The 18,403-nt window shown below is 42.7% G+C and carries 18 protein-coding genes, 1 pseudogene and 1 other annotated feature; of the genes and pseudogenes, 3 read left to right on the forward strand and 16 right to left on the reverse strand.

Annotated elements, in window-relative coordinates; translation table 11 throughout:
- The first annotated feature begins 28 nt into the window (after positions 1 to 28).
- A pseudogene (locus tag Q5C82_RS06310) lies at positions 29 to 150 on the forward strand (hypothetical protein).
- Here the strand turns inward: Q5C82_RS06310 and mecA are convergent.
- Entirely contained in the window at positions 145 to 801 is a 657-nt protein-coding gene (gene mecA, locus Q5C82_RS06315; RefSeq protein WP_003224603.1) for an adaptor protein MecA, read from the reverse strand. The pseudogene Q5C82_RS06310 and the gene mecA overlap by 6 nt on opposite strands.
- Positions 768 to 893 (reverse strand): hypothetical protein, encoded by a 126-nt coding sequence (locus Q5C82_RS06320; RefSeq protein WP_120698858.1) that lies wholly within the window; start codon positions 891 to 893, stop codon positions 768 to 770. The genes mecA and Q5C82_RS06320 overlap by 34 nt, the downstream gene beginning before the upstream one ends.
- 183 nt (positions 894 to 1,076) lie before the next feature.
- Here Q5C82_RS06320 and Q5C82_RS06325 point away from each other — a divergent pair, with 183 nt between their 5' ends.
- Complete coding sequence (locus Q5C82_RS06325; RefSeq protein WP_003224601.1) at positions 1,077 to 1,733, forward strand: TerC family protein; 657 nt, start codon at positions 1,077 to 1,079, stop codon at positions 1,731 to 1,733.
- Between the two features lie 42 nt (positions 1,734 to 1,775).
- Here Q5C82_RS06325 and spx read toward each other — a convergent pair whose 3' ends face one another.
- The 8 genes from spx to Q5C82_RS06365 all read right to left on the reverse strand — a co-directional run bounded on the left by spx (position 1,776) and on the right by Q5C82_RS06365 (position 10,017).
- Positions 1,776 to 2,171 carry a transcriptional regulator Spx gene (gene spx, locus Q5C82_RS06330; RefSeq protein WP_003224599.1) on the reverse strand — a complete coding sequence of 132 codons (396 nt, stop codon included), beginning with the start codon at positions 2,169 to 2,171 and terminating at the stop codon, positions 1,776 to 1,778.
- Positions 2,172 to 2,351: 180 nt separating this feature from the next.
- Complete coding sequence (locus Q5C82_RS06335) at positions 2,352 to 2,930, reverse strand: GNAT family N-acetyltransferase (protein ID WP_003224597.1); 579 nt, start codon at positions 2,928 to 2,930, stop codon at positions 2,352 to 2,354.
- 177 nt (positions 2,931 to 3,107) lie between these two features.
- Positions 3,108 to 4,322, reverse strand: a complete 1,215-nt coding sequence (locus Q5C82_RS06340; protein WP_079996334.1) for an MFS transporter — start codon at positions 4,320 to 4,322, stop codon at positions 3,108 to 3,110.
- A 105-nt stretch (positions 4,323 to 4,427) separates the two neighbouring features.
- Positions 4,428 to 5,345 (reverse strand): oligopeptide ABC transporter ATP-binding protein OppF, encoded by a 918-nt coding sequence (oppF, locus tag Q5C82_RS06345; protein ID WP_003224591.1) that lies wholly within the window; start codon positions 5,343 to 5,345, stop codon positions 4,428 to 4,430.
- Position 5,346: 1 nt separating this feature from the next.
- Positions 5,347 to 6,423, reverse strand: a complete 1,077-nt coding sequence (gene oppD / locus Q5C82_RS06350; protein WP_079996332.1) for an oligopeptide ABC transporter ATP-binding protein OppD — start codon at positions 6,421 to 6,423, stop codon at positions 5,347 to 5,349.
- Positions 6,424 to 6,427: 4 nt separating this feature from the next.
- On the reverse strand, positions 6,428 to 7,345 hold the full coding sequence (oppC, locus tag Q5C82_RS06355; RefSeq protein WP_003224586.1) for an oligopeptide ABC transporter permease OppC: 918 nt from the start codon (positions 7,343 to 7,345) through the stop codon (positions 6,428 to 6,430).
- A gap of 3 nt (positions 7,346 to 7,348) precedes the next feature.
- Positions 7,349 to 8,284, reverse strand: coding sequence for an oligopeptide ABC transporter permease OppB (gene oppB, locus Q5C82_RS06360; protein WP_003224585.1), 936 nt, complete (start codon positions 8,282 to 8,284; stop codon positions 7,349 to 7,351).
- 95 nt (positions 8,285 to 8,379) lie between these two features.
- Positions 8,380 to 10,017 (reverse strand): peptide ABC transporter substrate-binding protein, encoded by a 1,638-nt coding sequence (locus Q5C82_RS06365; RefSeq protein WP_003224583.1) that lies wholly within the window; start codon positions 10,015 to 10,017, stop codon positions 8,380 to 8,382.
- A gap of 472 nt (positions 10,018 to 10,489) precedes the next feature.
- Positions 10,490 to 10,703, forward strand: a binding site (T-box leader).
- 57 nt (positions 10,704 to 10,760) lie between these two features.
- Here Q5C82_RS06365 and trpS point away from each other — a divergent pair.
- A complete protein-coding gene (gene trpS / locus Q5C82_RS06370) occupies positions 10,761 to 11,753 on the forward strand; it encodes a tryptophan--tRNA ligase (protein ID WP_003224581.1) in 993 nt (330 codons plus the stop codon).
- A 33-nt stretch (positions 11,754 to 11,786) separates the two neighbouring features.
- Here trpS and Q5C82_RS06375 read toward each other — a convergent pair whose 3' ends face one another.
- The 6 genes from Q5C82_RS06375 to appD all read right to left on the reverse strand — a co-directional run bounded on the left by Q5C82_RS06375 (position 11,787) and on the right by appD (position 18,390).
- On the reverse strand, positions 11,787 to 12,539 hold the full coding sequence (locus tag Q5C82_RS06375; protein ID WP_003224580.1) for a YjbA family protein: 753 nt from the start codon (positions 12,537 to 12,539) through the stop codon (positions 11,787 to 11,789).
- A gap of 205 nt (positions 12,540 to 12,744) precedes the next feature.
- Positions 12,745 to 13,656, reverse strand: coding sequence for an oligopeptide ABC transporter permease AppC (gene appC, locus Q5C82_RS06380; protein ID WP_003224578.1), 912 nt, complete (start codon positions 13,654 to 13,656; stop codon positions 12,745 to 12,747).
- Between the two features lie 16 nt (positions 13,657 to 13,672).
- Complete coding sequence (locus Q5C82_RS06385) at positions 13,673 to 14,623, reverse strand: ABC transporter permease (protein ID WP_003224576.1); 951 nt, start codon at positions 14,621 to 14,623, stop codon at positions 13,673 to 13,675.
- Positions 14,624 to 14,698: 75 nt separating this feature from the next.
- Positions 14,699 to 16,330: a peptide-binding protein gene (locus tag Q5C82_RS06390; RefSeq protein ID WP_003224572.1), complete on the reverse strand. Its 1,632-nt coding sequence runs from the start codon at positions 16,328 to 16,330 to the stop codon at positions 14,699 to 14,701.
- 87 nt (positions 16,331 to 16,417) lie between these two features.
- Positions 16,418 to 17,407, reverse strand: a complete 990-nt coding sequence (gene appF / locus Q5C82_RS06395) for an oligopeptide ABC transporter ATP-binding protein AppF (RefSeq protein WP_003224570.1) — start codon at positions 17,405 to 17,407, stop codon at positions 16,418 to 16,420.
- A complete protein-coding gene (appD, locus tag Q5C82_RS06400) occupies positions 17,404 to 18,390 on the reverse strand; it encodes an oligopeptide ABC transporter ATP-binding protein AppD (RefSeq protein ID WP_003224568.1) in 987 nt (328 codons plus the stop codon). The genes appF and appD overlap by 4 nt, the downstream gene beginning before the upstream one ends.
- Positions 18,391 to 18,403: the final 13 nt, after the last annotated feature.

An 18,403-nucleotide genomic window follows, 5' to 3' on the forward strand; every position in this document is an offset into this window, starting at 1 on the left:
TCCAGATGAGGTATACTTTCTGGAAAAGATGATCAACTCCTGTTCCCCGAATTTTCTCATGTAAGTAGGTTTTTGATTTTTCACGTCTCAAACATGGCATTTCACTGCATAAAAAAAACCGATTTCCGGAAAGAAATCGGTTTGCTATGATGCAAAGTGTTTTTTTATCGTTTCTAGAGCATGCTCTGAAATAATCAGCTTGCCGTACTCTTCAAGACGGTGTATGCTGATTGAGGATTCATTTGCGTACTCCAACAGGATGCTTAGCTGATTTTCAACCTCTTCATCAGTCATATCGCAAAAATCTACATATAAATAATATCGGTTCTCAAACGAATATAAAGTCGTTTTGCTTCCGTTAACGTTCAATTTAGATAGAGAAATAACATCCTCAAAATCGCCAAACCGCAAGACAAATTGAAGCTTTTGCTCCTTCTCTTCCTGATTGACGGCTTGCTCTTCTTTCTGGAAATCATCCAGCAAGGCGTCAAGATCCTCAGATGCTGGTTCTTGCTTTTTATCCTCAGGAATCGGCAGTTCGAGCTTTTGTCCGTCTTTGGAAAGCTGGGCTTTTGTGACGATGATTTCTAATCCTTTGTCGAGTGCCTGAACTTGAATCCAAAGAGGGCCTTCCACAGCAAATTCCTCTTCCTCATGAACTTCATCCATGACTTCCCAGAAAAGTTCTTCACTGCGCTCACGGTTATACCAAATTTCTTCTCTGTCAAAACCGCGATCTTCAATATCTCCGTAAGACATATAAAATTTTACTGTATGCTCGTTAATTCTTTCAATTTCCATTTGCCAACCTTCCCTTCTATATAAGATGTTGAAGGGACATCTAAGCTCCCGATTAATAGTACTTTACTACACTTTACCCATTCCGTCCACATCTTAACCTTGATGCAAGGCAGTGTGAATTCCTTTGTATTTCTATTTTATGATAAAACAGTCACAAAAGAAATAAAAATGCACCTTCACCTAAAAAACGGCAGATCTGCGGCTCATATCATAAAATATGACCTGTCTCATATAGTAGTAGTACAAGCGATGGAACGAAAGCGAGGTGCCGATTCATGGAGCATGACTATCTGATTTCTCTGCTTGTTATTGTTGGGATCGACCTGATCCTCGGCGGAGATAATGCGGTCGTCATTGCCATGGCCAGCAGAAATTTGCCGGACAAGCAAAGACAGCAAGCCATTATTCTCGGAACATTTATCGCCGTTGCCATGAGAATCGGATTAACAAGCGCAGCGGTATACCTTTTGAACATTCCGTTCTTGCAGTGCGCCGGCGGAATTTTCCTGCTGTATTTAGGATATCAGCTGCTGATTGAAAAAAAAGACACGCAGCACATCAAAAGCAGCACCTCCCTATGGAGAGCGATACGAACGATTGTGCTTGCAGATCTCTTTATGTCGCTGGACAACGTCATAGCAGTTGCGGGAGCGTCACACGGTGAGTTTTCTCTCGTAGTCATAGGTTTGTGTGTATCGGTGCCGGTTATTATTTGGGGCAGCAAACTGATTCACATCGCACTTGAGAAAATACCGGTTCTGATTTACGCGGGAAGCGGTCTGCTTGCTTATACAGGCGGAGAAATGATTGTCAGGGACAAAAAGCTGTCTTTTTTCATGGCGCAGCACGGCGCAGTCGAAACGCTCCTCCCCATTTTAACGGTCGCGTTTGTCATTCTTGCGAGTATTTATTATCAGCAGGTGGAAAAATAAAAGAAGGCTGATCACTCAGCCTTCTTTTGATGATACGATCTATTAGTTTGCCAAACGCTGTGCTTCTCTTAATTGGAAAGAGCGGACTTTTCTTGGCAGGAAACGTCTGATTTCGTCTTCGTTGTACCCGACCTGCAAACGTTTTTCGTCGATGATGATCGGACGGCGAAGCAAACCTGGGTGCTCGTTGATCAAGCGGTACAAATCTTGCAGCGGCATAGATTCAACGTTCACATTCAGTTTTTGGAATACTTTTGAACGGGTTGAGATAATTTCATCTGTTCCGTCCTCAGTCATTCGAAGAATTTGTTTTATTTCATCAATTGATAAAGGTTCAGAGAAAATGTTTCTTTCTTCAAATGGAATCTCGTGCTCCTCGAGCCACGCTCTCGCCTTTCTGCATGAAGTACAGCTTGGTGATGTGTATAGTGTAACCATTCATCTTCACTCCTCTAATTAGTAGGATGAACATCTATTTTATTCTTAAATTGAAATTACTCTAAAAAAGGAATCTTTATAGGTATTATACTATAAAAAAGTAAGTGTGAACAGTATCCTAAGAAAAAAATGTGTCAATCCGGCAAATTTTTAATTTTAATGATATGTTCTAATTCTCAATTAGCTTAACTGATCGAAAATATTTTTTTGTTTTTCTTCATCAATGAGTTTCAAGACCTCATCTGTTTTTTCGTACGATTCTCCGTACCATTTCTCATCTTTATAAGTATGAATGTTTTCATATGTCTGTTTCATGGCTTCAAGAATTTCTTCTTCTGATTCTGTTTTTGGTGACCAGTACAGAATCTCCATCTTGTTTACTTCATTCGTAGCCAATGACCGGCGCCGGTACCCAATTGACTGAGCATGTTTGAAATGCTCTCTTTGATAAAACCTCAGGCGTTTTTCTGTATCAGTATCATCTTCATCCACAGGCTCCACCTCGAGCAATATCGGCTTATTTTTCTTTTTCAGCTTCGCGATCAATTTGCCGCCAAGCCCCTGCCCTCTTGCATCCTTAGACACATATAGATAATCAACGAAGATAAAAGAATCGAATTCCGCAAACATTAAAATATGATGTTTGCCTTCATCTTTATGATAAATATCGCTCCGCTCTTTCAGAAGAGCTTCCATATGCGCTTTTGATTTCATTTCTTCAATTGGAAAGTACTCGCTAAGCTTTTCATACCAGTTCATTGATTTGCTCCTTATGAGTTCATTGTCTTCATACTTTTAGATATACCCCATTTCATATTGTTTAAACAGCTTTACATCTATAAAGACGTACTAACTTCCGCCATGGTTTCATTTTTTTTCAGCAAAAAACGGAGCCAGATGCTCCGTTCATTTTGAAGTGTATGTAAAAAGCCCTCATTAAGCTTGACTTTCCTGCTTGTAATGAAGCAAGAGGGGCTGTGCCAATGCAATAAAAAACGTCATGATATATAATGCAGCTGCCGCGATAAAAGCTGTTTTCGCACCAGCAGCATCAGCCACAAGCCCCATAATGGAGTAGGTGACGCCTGACCAAGGAGTTAAAATCGCATTTTTGGCAGCCATGATCCCGATACGTTTCTGCTCGGGGATAACCTCCTGTAGCATGGTTTCCTGGCAAATATCACGCACCTGATAAAAAGGCCCCATTGCAGCACAAGCCAGAGCGCATAAAAACGGAATTGGAGAAAATGAGAACAAAAGGGTCAGCGCCGACATCACAAGCGAGCAAAAAATAATTGCGTAGCCCATGTTCTGCTCAAAAAAAGCAGAAAAACGAATGGCAATCACACTGCCGACAATGGCACCTATAAAATAAGAAGCGTTAAATATCCCCCACCACATCTCTGTTTCATGCAAAACAGCCACAGTAAATGCGAGAAGAATAGCAGACGACCAAACAGAACCCGCCAAAGCTTCTATCATGTCCATTAGAGTAATGTTTCTTACAATAGGGATAATCATTACATCCTTCCATATACTTCTGGCAGATGCTTTTTCAGCTGTTCCATCAGTCGTTTTTTCATTTATATGAAGCACATTGAGGGAAGCTCCCGAAAGAACAAACAGGCAAATGGCTGCACCGACAACAAGTTCAAAAGGTACGGCATACGTCAGAAGGCCGCCAAGGCCCCAGCCTGCTGTTAAAAACAATTGATTCGAGAGGGAGACCACACCGTTCGCTTTCACATATTGCTCTTTTGGAACAATAATCGGCAGCAGCGCGAATCTTGCCGGCTGAAAAAAGGCGCCCGCGAAGGAAAAACAGAAGACAAACAGCAGCGTTATCCAAATGAAATCCTGTTCGTGATGACTGACGCTAATAGCCATCAATATTGTAAAGACCGCTCTCAGCAGATTTGCGCCCACAAGCACCTTTTTAAAACCGAGATTGCTCAGCACTGGGGAGATGCAAAAACTTGCCGCTATACTCGCAAACGACATGAACGATAAAACAAGACCCGCCAAAAAGACGGAGTCGGTCATTTGATAGACCCTGACCATTAAAACGATTGTGACAAGGACTCCTGCTAAAGATTGAAGAGATTGAGACAGCAATATCGCAAAAACATTTTTGTTATGCAGAAATTGAATCGGATTTCGCCTCCACTTTTTCCTCTAATTGTAAATGTTATCACTCTCACTTTCTATGATCATGAAAAAAATCCTTCAAGAGAAATCTCTTGAAGGATTTATGATTCATGAATAACCTTTAAATTCTGCCTCCGTACACATCACAAAATGTCCCGGTTTGACTTCACGGAATTCCATCGTTTCCCCATCTTTTAATTGATGGACGGACGGATCGTATTTCTGGCGGACGCGATTTCTCTCATAGTCCGGATCAGGAAGCGGAATCGCTGAAAGCAATGACTTTGTATATGGGTGAAGCGGATTTTCATAAAGCTCATCTGCCGGCGCAAGCTCAACCAGTTTCCCAAAATACATGACTCCAATCCGGTCGCTGATGTATTTGACCATCGATAAATCGTGGGCAATAAACAGGTATGTGAGCCCTTTTTCTTTTTGCAGTTCTTTCATTAAATTCACGACCTGCGCTTGAATGGATACATCCAAAGCGGAAATTGGCTCATCTGCGATAATGAATTCCGGATCTACAGCGAGAGCTCTGGCAATCCCGATTCTTTGACGCTGACCACCGGAAAACTCATGCGGATAGCGGTTCGCGTGTTCCTTGTTTAAACCGACTGTTTCCAAGAGCTCGTGGACCCGCTGCATCCGCTCTTTTTTCGTTTTCGCCAGCTTATGAATATCGAGACCCTCAGCAATAATATCAGCAACTGTCATTCTCGGATTCAGGGATGCATATGGATCTTGGAAAATCATCTGCATTTTGCGGTTGAATTCCAGCAGTTTTTTCCGCGATTTTTTCCCGTGCACATTTTCGCCGTTGAACAGCACCTCACCATCAGTCGCTTCGTATAGCCGAATAATACTTCGGCCTGTTGTCGATTTACCGCAGCCAGATTCACCAACCAGCCCTAATGTTTCACCTTTATAGATATCAAATGATAAATCGTCTACAGCCTTAACCGTACCTTTTGGCGTGACAAAGTGCTGTTTTAAATGTTTGATTTCTAATAGTTTCTCACTCAACTCATTCACCTTCTCTCACTAAGACAGGTTTTTCATAGGTATTTGCCAGTTGACGCAATTTCGCTTTTACCGCTTCAGGCGGCTCTACCTTTGGTGCGTCCGGATGAAGCAACCACGATTTTACATAATGCGTATCAGACACTTTAAACATTGGCGGCTCCTGTTCAAAATCGATTTTCATCGCGTAAGAGCTCCGCAGTGCAAAAGCATCTCCTTTTGGCGGGTTTGTCAAATCAGGCGGCGTGCCAGGGATTGCAGTCAGCTGTTCCTCTCCTGAACTTTCCAGTGTCGGCATAGATGCCAGAAGCCCCCACGTATACGGATGTCTCGGATCGTAGAAAATCTCGTCTACCGTACCGGTTTCTACAATCTGTCCCGCATACATGACAGCGACCCGATCAGCAACGTTAGCCACAACACCAAGATCGTGTGTGATAAAGATGATGGACGTATCAATTTTCTTTTGCAAATCCTTCATCAATTCCAGAATTTGTGCTTGAATTGTTACATCAAGAGCAGTGGTCGGCTCATCGGCGATCAGAAGCTTCGGATTCGCCGCAAGTGCCATAGCAATGACAACCCGCTGTCTCATCCCGCCTGAAAATTCGTGCGGAAATTGGTTAACCCGCTTTTCCGGCATCGGGATACCGACTAATTCCAACAGTTCAACCGCGCGTTTTTTCGCCGCTTCCTTTGAAATTTTCTCGTGTTTAAAAAGCACTTCCGTAATTTGTTTGCCGACCTTCATTGTCGGATTTAAAGAGGTCATCGGATCCTGGAATATCATCCCGATCTCTTTTCCCCGGACGTTTTGCATCTCTTTTTCGGAAAGCGGCACCAGATCCTTTCCTTCAAACAAGATCTCACCGCGTTTGAAATAACCCGGCGGCATTGGAATCAGCTTCATGATCGCTTGAGAGGTCACACTTTTTCCGGAACCTGATTCTCCGACGATTGCCAGCGTTTCTCCTTTATCCAGATGGAAATTCACTCCGCGGATCGCCTGAACCTCTCCGCCATATGTTTTAAATGAAATCGCTAAATCTTTTACTTCTAATAGGCGTGTCACCCGTATCACTCCCTTATTTACGTAACTTAGGATCCAATGCGTCTCTTAATCCGTCGCCGACAACGTTAAAGCCAAACATCGTAATGCAGATGAAACCGGCAGGGAAGAATAGACGCCACGGATAATAGGTCAATGCAGGCAATCCGTCAGAAGCCATCGTTCCCCAGCTTGCCAGCGGAGCCGGAACACCAAGTCCCAAATAGCTTAAAAAGGCTTCTGTGAAAATCGCAGTCGGAACTGTCAATGTCATCGTGACCAAAATGGAACCCATTGCGTTTGGCACGATATGTTTAAACAGCAGACGGGATGTTTTTGCACCAAGTGTCTGTGAAGCAAGCACATACTCCTGATTCTTCAGCTGCAGCACTTGTCCACGCACGATTCTGGCCATATTAATCCAGCCCGTAATTGTCATGGCAATAATAATCGTAAATAGCCCTTTCGGAAGAACAACCATCAGTAAGATGACCATTAATAATGAAGGAACTGCCCAAAGGATATCAGCGATACGCATCATAATTTCATCCGTTCTGCCTCCGCGGAATCCTGAAATGCTTCCCCAAATGACGCCGATCAGCAAATCAAGAACAGCGGCTGCAACACCGATAAAGATTGAAATTCGCGCCCCTACCCATGTACGGACGAAGATGTCCCTTCCAAGATCATCTGTTCCGAACCAGTGATCTTTTGAAGGCGGCTTATCCGCATTTAAGAGATTAGTAGTTGAATAATCGTATCTTGAGAACATTGGCGCAAAAATTGCCATAAGGATAATGAGCACAATAATAACAAGCCCGACCATTGCAAGCTTATTGCTGCGGAAGCGAAGCATCGCATCTTTCCAGAGGGAAAGGCTCTTTTTACTTATTTTTTCTGCATCGCCGGCATTTGCTGCGGCTGGTTCAAACAGGTTTTTTGGAATGTTCTGCATGGCCTAGGCTCCTTTCTTTGCTTTGGAAAGCTTGATTCTTGGATCAATAATGCCGTATAGCACATCTACGATTAATACACACAATAGAAGGATTACACTGAAGAACACCGTTACACCCATAATGACTGTATAATCACGGTTTGTAATACTGTTTACGAAGTGTGCACCAAGTCCCGGGATCCCAAAAATGGTTTCAATAATGAAGCTTCCCGTTAAGACCTGCGCGGCCATCGGACCCATGTATGTAACAACTGGCAAAAGCGCGTTTCGGATGGCGTGCCGCACTGTAACGGCCGGACGGGACAGCCCTTTTGCTTTCGCTGTGCGAATATAATCACTGTTTAACACTTCGATCATGCTTGAACGGGAAAGTCTGGCAATAAACGCCATCGGCATGGAAGCAAGTGCGATTGAAGGCAAAAAGGTGTATGCCCAGGACTCCCACCCTGCGACTGGAAACAGCCCCAGCTTCATGGAGAACACATATTGCAGAACAGCCGCCATGATAAAGCTTGGAACTGAAATGCCGAAGATTGTTAAAATCGCGACGGTATAATCCTGCCACTTATTATGGTAAAGGGCTGCAATAACCCCAAACAATACACCTAACGCTAAAGCGAGGAGAATAGCTTCTGCTCCAAGAGTGAATGAAACGGGGAAACCTGAACTGATCAGGTCGTTAACACTCTGACCTTTATATTTAAATGACGGTCCGAAATCCCACATTGAAACTGATTTTAAATAGCCAAGGTATTGAACAAACAGCGGCTTGTCCAACCCGTAGTGTTCATTTAAGTTTGCTTCAATTTCAGGCGGAAGCTTTTTCTCATCCGAAAATGGCCCGCCCGGTGCTGCCTGCATCAAGAAAAAAGTCACGGTTACAATGACAAATAGAGTGATAATCATGTAGATTAAACGTCTTCCGATATATTTCAGCAAGGGGAAACACCTCCATTGTTTTTACATTATCAGTAAGAAAGGTATATGGGAAATAGGTCCCATATACCTTGAGGTTTTTTGTTTTTCACATAGACTTATTGAAAGTACGCATTTCTGAAATAAATTTCTCCAGTTCCAGTAATGATGGTTCCTTTCAGATTTTCGTCCTGCACCCAAGGGATGGTATAAAAATAGATTGGCGCAACAGGCATATCGTCCATAAAAATCTTCTCTGCTTTCTTAAGCAGCTCGATACGCTTATTACTGTCCGTTTCAGTTTGGGATTCATTTAACAGCTTTTTATATTCAGCGCTCTCCCAGCCAGTATCATTGTTTCCGCCGTCTTTATCCTTGAACAATTCAAGGAAGGTGATCGGATCATTATAGTCGGCAAGCCAGCCCATACGTCCGATTTGATAGTCTAGATTGTGAAGTTTATCAATATAGACATTCCATTCGGAATTATCAAGCTCAACATTTACGCCAAGATCTTTTTTCCACATTTCCTGAACAGCTTGAGCAATTTTTGCATGCGCCTCATCCGTATTATAAGACAATTTAATTGTCGGAAGGTCGGAGGCTTTGCTCAGTCCCAATTCCTTAAGACCTTTTTTCAAATATTCTTTTGCCGTTTTTACATCGTTATCGTTGAAATAACCTTCTTTGTTATCTTCAAATCCCTTCATTGACGGTGGTACTGCGGCCATTGCTGGGATTTGCTCGCCCTGTGTCACGTTTTTCACGATAGATTGGCGATTAATAGAATAGGCTAGCGCTTTACGGATGTTTACATTATCCAATGGCTTTGCCGTCGTATTAAATTTGTACCAATAAACACCAGCAATTGCTTCAACTTGTAATGAATCATCTTTCTTCAGAGTTGGCAGTGATTCAGTTGGAAGCTGGCCAAGTGGCATTCCCGCCCAATCAAGTTCACCGGCTTGGAATTTTTTAAGCTCAGTATTGTTATTGTTGATCATGACCATTTTGATATTTTTCAGCTTAACCTTGTCTTTATCCCAATATTGATCATTTTTTTCGAGAGTAATAGACCCGCTGTGTTTCCAAGCTGTCATTTTAAATGGTCCATTTGAGACGTAATCTTCGCCCGCATTGGTATACCATTTATTATTTTTCTCAGCAACTTTTTTGTTGACCGGCATATAAGTATAGAACGCAGTCAATTGAGTAAAGAACGGTGTCGGATGGTTCAGTTCAACTTTTAACGTTTTATCGTTAACCGCTTTTACAGCTACGTCATCCAAGCTTCCTTTTCCTGTGTTTGCCGCTTCCGCACCTTTAATGTAATAAAGCTCATAAGCATACTGCGACTCATTGGCAGGATCAAGCGCCCATTTCCAAGCATATTCAAAATCTTGTGCTGTTACAGGATCGCCGTTTGACCATTTTGCGCCATCACGAATTGTAAATGTATATGTCTTTCCATCTTTGCTCGTTTCAATTTTAGAAGCAGCGCCTTCTTCAGGCTCACCATCTGCATTAATACGTGTCAATCCTTCAAAAGTCTGACGGATAACACCGCCTGACACTGAATCTTTTGCTAATCCCGGATGTAAAGAATACGGTTCTGTTTTAATATTAACGTTCAGTGTCGTTTTTCCTTTGCTGTCTTTCTTCCCTTCACCGTTCGATCCGCTGCCGCCAAAGCCGCATGCGCTCAGTACGAGAGTGAAAATGAGCATCAACGTGATAATCGACCAACGCTTTTTCATATTCGCAAACCCCCCAATAATAATTTTTTCAGCTCCTTACGGCTAAATCCTCAGAAATATCAGACAAATGAACCTGAGTTTCCACAACTTTTATTCTGTTCCGTCTTTTCTGATTATTTTTGTAAAAAAGCTGTAACAATAGAGTGAACAAGTTCATTATAATGAAACAAATAATTTATTGCAATATTATTTTATCAATTTAAAATATTTGAACTTCGTTAGTTTTTCTTCCACGAACATAATATCCTTCTACCATTTAAAGCATAAATTGATTAAAAACTATTATATGAGTTTTCTGTCCATATTGCTTTTTACATATAATATCTAGCTTTTTTCACGCTGATAGCAGTTATCATTTAGGGGTTTTACAGCACCAGTAGTATTTATAACTTTACAATGTTACTGGAAAAAAGAATGTTTTTACATGATGACAATTGGTTATAATTGATTTATAATGAAGCAATCAAAAGAAAAGCGTGCTATGAAAAAGAGTAGTACACATTTCACCCGTTTGAAGAGAGTCTGCGGTGCTGGGAGCAGATAACGGGCAATGTGGAATGGACTTTGGAGCAGCTGACCGAAACCGAAAAAGTAGGCTCAGCCGGAGCAGTCTCCGTTACAAACGTCAGAGTGATTCCATTTTAATGGAATAATCAGGGTGGTACCACGGTTCATTCGTCCCTTTTTTATAGGGGAAGAATGAGCCTTTTTTATTATGTTTTAGAAATGAGGTTGATGTTTTCATGAAACAAACAATTTTTTCAGGCATTCAGCCAAGCGGCTCCGTTACGCTTGGCAACTATATCGGTGCAATGAAGCAGTTTGTCGAACTGCAGCATGATTATAACAGCTATTTTTGCATCGTGGATCAGCATGCGATAACCGTGCCTCAAGACCGGCTTCAGCTAAGAAAGAATATCCGCAGTTTGGCGGCGCTTTATTTAGCTGTCGGACTTGATCCAGAAAAAGCAACATTGTTTATTCAGTCAGAGGTTCCCGCGCATGCACAGGCCGGATGGATGATGCAGTGTGTCGCATATATCGGCGAGCTTGAACGGATGACCCAATTTAAAGACAAATCCAAAGGCAATGAAGCTGTTGTCTCCGGCTTGTTAACATACCCGCCACTGATGGCCGCTGATATTCTGCTGTATGGAACGGATCTTGTGCCTGTCGGCGAGGATCAAAAGCAGCACTTAGAGCTGACGCGAAATCTCGCAGAACGCTTCAACAAAAAATATAACGACATCTTTACGGTTCCGGAAGTGAAAATTCCAAAAGTCGGCGCACGCATCATGTCTCTGAATGATCCGCTGAAGAAAATGAGCAAATCCGATCCGAACCAGAAAGCTTATATTACATTACTGGATGAACCGAAGCTTCTTGAAAAGAAAATCAAAAGCGCTGTGACAGATTCTGAAGGCATTGTAAAATTTGATAAAGAAAACAAACCAGGCGTTTCCAACCTTCTTACGATTTATTCAATCCTCGGCAATACGACAATTGAAGAGCTTGAAGCAAAGTACGAAGGGAAAGGCTACGGCGAGTTTAAAGGTGATTTGGCAGAAGTCGTGGTTAACGCATTAAAACCGATCCAGGACCGCTATCATGAACTGATTGAATCTGATGAATTAGACCGGATTCTTGATGAAGGCGCGGAACGTGCGAACCGGACAGCGAACAAAATGCTGAAAAAAATGGAGAACGCCATGGGTCTTGGCCGTAAAAGACGCTAATCAAAAAACCGCTCTTTGTAAAGAGCGGTTTTTTTAGTTTACCTTTGATTCATTTTCCATTTCCCACAGCTTTTCGAAAAAAGGCTGTCCTTTTATCAGGTTTTCGCAAAATGCCAGATGCTTGTCCGACCAGCCTTCAATGGTTTCGTTATACAGCATGTCCCATATCTCTTCAAAGCTCATCCGTTTGATTTGTTCATACATATGTGGGTTCCACTCTGTGTACCAGTAGCCGATTTCAGCGCGGTTTTTCAGCCCTTTTAATTGGTCCAGCGCCATAAACATCAGCTGCTTGATTTGCCGTTCTTTTCTTGTCAGCCCTCTGACGTGCTCTGGTGCTAATGATAAAATGTGATACTCTTTAGAGGATTCCAGCTTCTTTGCCTCATATTCATATGTTACAGGCTCTACATCTTTTACCATTTCATAAACGAGCTGCTCCTGCCTTGGGATCAGACGGCTTTTTCTGACAGGGATCGTGTAGCCGATCGTGTCGACAGCCAAAATGCCGATTCCGTCTGTTACAACAAAACAATACTCAAGCTTTGTCCGCTCATGATTTTTTCGAATGTACGATTTCTGATATACGTCGTCAAGCAAACCTTTCGGAAGCTCAGACAAATCGTTTTCTATGTAATGAAACAGTACCGACGGCACCCTTAACAGCGGCACCTGATCCAAAAGCTCAACCGTATCTTCCTTGCGCCATTCGTGAAAGTGGCATACATTGTAGCCATTTTCTTCCCCTTCAAACCAATTGACCCACACATCATGAAGAAATAACATCTCTAACCCCTCACTTTTATAAAAACTGTTGTCCACAGTATAGGCAAGGGACAGAGAAATTATTCCAAAGAGATTGAGGAAATCTGGAATCGCTGGGTTTATGTAAAAATCACAAAAAACAGATCTCTTTGTATATTTTCTGACAAAAAGAGATCTGCTTTTCTTCTGATTTCGTTAAATTTTATAACAGATATTGTTCTCATTTTTATTTAATATTTTTTGGATCCAATGCATCCCGCAGACCATCACCGACAAAGTTGAAACATAAAACGGTAATTAAAATAAATAGCCCGGGAAATAACGGGTACCACCATGCTTGAATCATTACTGTGAAATTCTGTGCGTCTTGAAGCATGTTTCCCCAGCTTGCAATTGGCGGCTGGATTCCGAACCCCAAGTAGCTTAACGCTGATTCAGCTAGAATGACAGATCCTACTTTCAGCGTCGCCGAGACAATAATCGGCCCTAGCGCATTTGGCAGGATATGCGAAAATATAATTTTGTGCGTCTTTGTCCCAATTGTTTTAGCGGCGAGAACATATTCTCTTGAACGAAGCGACAAGAATTCTCCCCTTACTAACCGCGCCGTCGTGGTCCAGCCTGTAAGACAGAAAATTAAAATCAGTTTGTCCACACCGGGCTTGAAAATCGTGACCAGCGTGATCAGTAAGAAGATATCAGGAATGGATAATACAATATCGACCAGACGCATAATGACAGCATCGACTATTCCTCTGAAATATCCAGCTAACGCCCCTAAAACTGTTCCGATCAAAATCGAACCGACTACAGATGCAAAACCAACCAATAAAGAGACACGCGCTCCATACAAGATCCGGCTGAAGATATCACGGCCGAATTTATCCGTTCCCATCAGATGTTCAAGGCCCGGTGCCTTATATTTATCAAGCAGGCTTTGCTGCTCTTGCGGATAAGGCGCAATAAGAGGAGCAAAAACAGCCGACATAATAATAATGAATAGAATGACTGCACCTAGAATGGCCAGTTTGTTTTTCGAGAATTTCTCCCAGAATATCTTGGTCATCGTTTCTGGTTTTTTCGAAATATTTTCTTTCAGCCTGATCTCCGGCGAGGGAGTTGTTTGCAGCTCTGACATCTCTGTTTCCCTCCTTTTAATATTCGATCCGCGGATCCACAATCGCGTAAAGGATGTCTGCAATGAGGTTTCCGATAACAACAAGAACCGCTGAGATCACAGTCATCGCCATGATAACCGGATAATCGCGCTGGAATGCTGAATCGACAAACAGCTTTCCTAACCCCGGCCAAGTGAAAATCTGCTCTACGACAACCGCTCCGCCGATAAAGGAGGGAATCATTAAACCGAAGATCGTAATAACAGGTAATAATGCATTCCGCAAGCCGTGCTTAAACAATACTCGATTCTCTTTGAAGCCTTTTGATCTGGCAGTCCGAATATAATCTTGGTTTAATACATCGAGCATATTGGATCTTGTATATCTCGTTAAGCCAGCCATATCTGCTGTAGCTAACACAAATGCGGGTAATAACAAATGATGAATTCGGTCTAATAAGCTAAAATCCGTGTTAAGAGTAGCGACTCCCCCTGTCGGGAACCAGCCAAGGTTCACAGCAAACACCATAATTAAAATCAGACCGAACCAAAAGTTCGGAATGGCTAAACCGATAAATGAAGTAAATGTAATGCCATAATCCAGTTTTGAATAAGGTTTTTTAGCAGAAATCACCCCGAATGGGATGGAAATGATCAGCGCCAAAATCGTTGACACCAGCATCAAAAGGAGTGTGTTGGGCAGCCGTGCTACAATCAGTTCTGAAACAGGCGTCCCTTTTCTGATGATAGACGTGCCGAAATCACCTTGAACCATATTGCCGAGCCATTTTAAATATTGCACATACTCAGGATCGTTGAGACCGTATTTTTCAATAAACTGCTCCCTGTCTGCCTGACTGATCGTAGGGTCCATCATAAGCGTCATCGGATCTCCTGGAGCGGCTTTCATAATAACGAAAGACAAAATTGTAATTCCCAATAGAATAGGAATCGAAGATAGCGTTCTTCGAATGATATATGTAACCATATTCTTGTCCCCTTTGTTGTTCTTTTTCAAAAATCAAAGGGGAAGGAAACGTGCTCCCTCCCCTGCAAGGGAAATTTATTGGGCAAGCCACCATTTTTCAATATGGTACAGCTCGCGTTTTGGATGATATACATACCCTTCTAAATTAGCCGGCATCGCCATATGGTTGTTCGGATAATAAAGGAAGGTGTACGGCTGATCTTCAGCAAGCTTTTGGTAAATCTTCTCGTAGGCCTTAGAGTATTCCTTGCGGTCACTGATTGATTTTGCATCCTTCAGAAGCTGATCAACCTCTGGATTTTTGTACCACATATTATTTAAACCTTTTTCAGACTGGCTTGAATGGAAGATATCGTAATGATCCGGGAATGTGGACAGACTCCAACCTAACACCATTGCGTCATAGTCCCAATTAGGGGCATTTGTCTGTTCGACTAACGCACTCCATTCAACGATTTGCGGCGTTACTTTAATACCGACTTTCTTCAGCTGTTCTTGGACAACAACTGCAATATCTTCACGAACTTTGTTCCCTTGGTTCGTTTTCAATGTAAACTCGAATTTTTTGCCGTCTTTATCGAGGATACCGTCACCGTCAGTATCTTCCCAGCCGGCTTCTTTCAGCATCTTCTTCGCCTTTTTTACATTGTATTCAAATTTAGGGACCTTTACATTTTTCGGATAATTCCATGAAGCAGGGCTTTCAGGAATGTAAGCGACCTCCGCATCTCCGTCCAATACGGTTTGCACCATTGTTTCACGGTCTAAAGCTGTCGTAAGCGCCTGGCGCACTTTTTTGTCTTTAAACAGCTCATTTTTCTCATTCCAGCCAATATACGTATAGCTTAACGCCAAGTCTGTTACGACTTTGACATTATTAAACGATTCAGCTGTCTTATAGTCAGTTGACGGCACGTTAAAGAAATCAATATCTCCAGCTTGAAGCTGGGCAACCGCTGCATTGGCATCAGGAATGATTTTATACGTGACACTATCTAAATACGGACGGCCGTCATAGTAGTCATCATTAGCCACGAGCTTGACGTATTGCCCGTCTTTCCATTCTTTAAATTTGAAAGGGCCCGAGCCAATTGGATTTTTTCTATTAAAGTCATTATCCTCAAGCTCTGCAACCGGTACGTCTTTTAAAATGTGCTCAGGCAGAATGCCGTAGCTGTCTAACGTATTGTTATAGAAGTTTGGATCTTTGTACTTCAGCGTAAATAAAACCTCATAATCTCCCTTTTTCTCTACCGATTTCAGCATTTCAAAGTTAGAGCCGCGCTCTCCTTTGTAATCCTTATTCAGTGGAATGTTGAACGTAAAGACCACATCATCAGCAGTAAGCTCTTCTCCGTCATGGAACTTAACGCCTTTTTTGATTTTCACATCATATTTCAGTCCGCCATCCAACTCTTTTACGCTTTCTGCCAGCGACATTTTGACATTTAAGTTTTCATCTGTTTCCGTTAGATAGCTGTAAATCATTTGTTCAATATCTGTACTCGATTGGTCTGTTGAGTATAATGAGTTAAAAAGGGTTGGCGCTCCGATTGAGCCAACAACCAAATCCCCGCCTTGCTGAGGTTTTCCGTTTGATTTTTTCTCACTGCTGCTGCTCGATTTTGATCCAGAGCAGGCCGATAAAAAGATGGCCAGAACCATCAATACACTTAGCATCATCAGTGCGGTTTTCCGTCTTTTCATTTCATATTCCCCCTCTTGAAATGTTCGTTCTTCTGAGCTGTTGTTTATGTAGTGTGCATACCCCCTCTCAAAGCTGTGCGGGCAACTTTAGCTATAAAGGTGACAAGCCACAAAATGGCTGGGAGCAGCTTCTTTAAATTCTGGTATTTGTTCCTTGCATATCGGCTTTGCAACAGGACATCTTGTGTGGAAAACACAGCCTTTTGGCGGATTGGCCGGACTCGGCAGTTCTCCCTTCAGGACGATGCGTTCACGTTTGACAGATCCTTTTCTTCTTGTAACCGGTACGGACGATAAAAGAGCTTGGGTATACGGATGGAGCGGATTGTCGTAAAGCTCATGCTTGCCGGTCAGTTCCATCATTTTGCCAAGATACATCACTCCTACTCTGTCGCTGATATGGCGGACGACACTTAGATCATGAGAGATAAATAAATACGTAAGATTAAATTCTTCCTGCAATTCTTCCATTAAGTTAATCACTTGGGCCTGAATGGATACATCAAGTGCGGAAACGGGCTCATCTGCAATGATCAGCTCTGGATTTAAAGTGAGCGCTCTGGCGATGCCGATCCGCTGACGCTGGCCGCCGGAAAATTCATGGGGATATCGGTTGGCAAACGACGGGTGAAGGCCTACTCTCGAAAGCAGTTCTTCGACTTTCTCGTTTCGTTCACGCACCGTATACATGTGGTGCGTATTAAACGGCTCCTTTATGATGGAACGCAGCGTCTTTCTTGGATTCAAAGAGGCAAATGGATCTTGGAAAACCATTTGAATATTTTTGCGGACACTTTTCCGCAGCTTCTCCTCTGACAGATTGGATATATCCTGCCCTTTAAAAAGGATTTGGCCTTCTGTCGGTTTGTACAGCCTGATCATCGTCCTGCCGGCAGTCGATTTTCCGCAGCCCGACTCTCCAACGATTCCAAGTGTTTCTCCTTTTTTTAACGAAAATGAAACACCGTCCACCGCTTTAACATCACCGACTTTTCTTTGAAAAAAGCCTGAGCGGATCGGGAAGTATTTTTTTACGTCACGGAGCTCTAAGATTGTTTCTTGATTGTCTGCTGTCATGATTGTTCGGCACCCTCTTCCTCATATAAAAAGCATCTCACCATTCTTCCGCTTTTGTGCGTCAAAAGCGAAGGCTGATTTGTCCAGCATTTATCCATGGCTTTCGGACACCTTGGGGCAAACCGGCATCCCGGCGGCAGATTATCTGGTGTCGGCACGCTGCCTTTAATGGCATTTAATTTATCAATCTCTCCATCTATGACGGGAATCGACATAAGCAGGCCTTCTGTGTAAGGATGAAGCGGCTCTAAAAATAAGTCGTCAACGGTGGCGTTTTCTACGACTTGTCCGCAGTACATGACAATCACTCTATCGGCTGCTTCCGACACGACACCTAAGTCGTGTGTGATGAGAAGAATCGACGTGTTGAACTTCTGACAGAGATCTTTCATGAGCTCCAGAACTTGGGCTTGTATTGTCACATCCAGCGCTGTCGTCGGTTCATCGGCAATGAGCAGTTTAGGATTACAGCTGAGTGCGATGGCAATCATCACCCTCTGTCTCATTCCGCCAGACAGCCGGTGCGGGTACTCCTTCATAATTTGCTCGGCCCGGGAGAAACCGACCATCTGCAAAAGTTCAACAGCTTTTTGGCGAGCTTCTTTTTTCTTCATGTTTTTATGGTAAATCAGCACTTCGGTAATTTGTTCTCCGATTGTTAACACCGGATTCAGGGAGGTCATTGGTTCCTGAAAGATCATGGATACTTCGTTTCCGCGGATTTTGCAATAATCGTTTTCAGTAAATGAGGTGAGGTCTTTGTCTTCAAGTTTAATAGAGCCGTCCATGATTTTTCCGCCTGAGCTTTGGACAAGGCCCATAATTGATAAAGAAGTAATGCTTTTTCCCGAGCCCGATTCACCTACAAGCGCGACGGTTTCGCCTTTGCTGATGTGAAAATCGACTCCGTCAACCGCAGGGATCGGCTCCTTTTTCCTGAAAAAATAAGTCTTTAAATTATTCACTTCTAAAAGTGTACTCATGCTAGCTCCCCTT

Origin of the sequence: uncultured Bacillus sp., assembly GCF_958411575.1 — a bacterium.
GTDB lineage: Bacteria > Bacillota > Bacilli > Bacillales > Bacillaceae > Bacillus > Bacillus spizizenii.